Raw genomic sequence first — 1407 nt, 5'->3', positions numbered from 1 at the left:
TTACCATATCATCGGCATAGCGGATAGCAGATTGTACGTAGTATCCACTTGTGCTTTTGTATGATGTTAATTCTTCAATCCCATTTAATGCAATATTTGCTAAAAGTGGACTCACCACGCCGCCCTGTGGTGTTCCTTGCTCTGGGAATTCTGGGTTTGTGCCAGCCTTAAGGCATCTGAATATACCTTGTTTTAGTTCCCTTGGTGCAATTAACTTGTCCATTATGGCGTTATGGTTTATACGGTCAAAACACTTTTCTATATCGATTTCAAGTATCCTTTTATTGATGCCGTTACAGCTCGAATTTAGTTTGTTGTACAGGAGTCTTTGGGCATCATGTGCGCTTCTGCCTGTTCTGAAACCGTAACTCTGGGCGTGAAAAGTTGCTTCGTGTGCTGGGTCGAGAGCATATTTGGCTATACATTGCCATGCTCTATCGGCGATAGTAGGTACCTTAAGAATTCTGGTAAAACCATTTTTCTTAGGTATTGGTATCTCCCTCAAGCGGTTGTGATACCAGTTGGTAGTCCCATGTTTTAGTAATAATTCGAGATTGAATCTTTCCTTAAACGTGAGAGCCGTTTTACCATCAATGCCAGCAGTCCGTTTTCCGTTGTTTAGCTGTGTAACCTGACGAATTGCCAAGAATCTAGCCGCACGGGAGCGAAGAATAAGTTTTTGCAGTGACCTAGCTTTGCGCTTGTTACCTGCTCTAACAGCTTTAAACACTCGCTTTTGTAAGCGGAAGAGGTTTCTCCTGAAGCTATTCCAGGGTATTGACTTCCAAGATTCACTAGTAATTTGATTACTGTGCCTAATCATGCTCTACTCCGAGGTCGCGTTTATCTTTCATCCCGTAGGCAGTTGTTCGCCTACATCCTACCCGTGTGAAGGGCTTGTATGCTTGACCATCTACCGGGGTTTTCGACCTTTCCCCAGACCTTACACACGTTTTTACTCGTTCCATAACTCAGATTGTTTTGATGGTTTAGGGCAGTCCACTTTGCCTATTTCCTTCTCAGGGTTTACAGCTATCTGCGAAAAAATGCTGTGAGAATATGTAGGAAATGAAGTCTACATTTTGTGTTCAGGTTGTAGCTCGCGCATTAGACACTTTTTTAGGACTTGTTTACCCATGCCATCTCCCCATTAACGCCAGTGTTGTTACCTGCTTGTTTTGCAACTGATTGCGTCCTGTTACCAGCTTCACTCTGCGGTTTTATCAAGTTCACGCTCGGTGTGGTCAGGTAGGGAGTCAACTAACCCTTAAGTGGTGGGACTCAAGGCTTCGCCTCGGCTTACGCCTATCACCCACATCCGAGAAACAGTTATATAACCTTTTAATCAGTTATACCTAACTTATACCCCTTCTGTTTAGGAAGGCTCCTAGTTAGAACGAGCCGCAC

1 protein-coding gene is annotated in these 1407 nt (G+C 43.9%); it reads right to left on the bottom strand.

Annotation, left to right across the window (positions count from 1 at the left end):
- Window positions 1-823, bottom strand: an 823-nt coding sequence (locus IQ247_RS32150) for a reverse transcriptase N-terminal domain-containing protein (RefSeq protein WP_193926236.1), incomplete at its 3' end; no start/stop codon positions are given.
- Between the last annotated feature and the right edge of the window lie 584 nt (window positions 824-1407).

The organism is Plectonema cf. radiosum LEGE 06105 (assembly GCF_015207665.1).
Taxonomy (GTDB): domain Bacteria; phylum Cyanobacteriota; class Cyanobacteriia; order Cyanobacteriales; family Nostocaceae; genus Rivularia; species Rivularia radiosa_A.
This window is presented reverse-complemented; position numbering and strand designations above follow the sequence as displayed.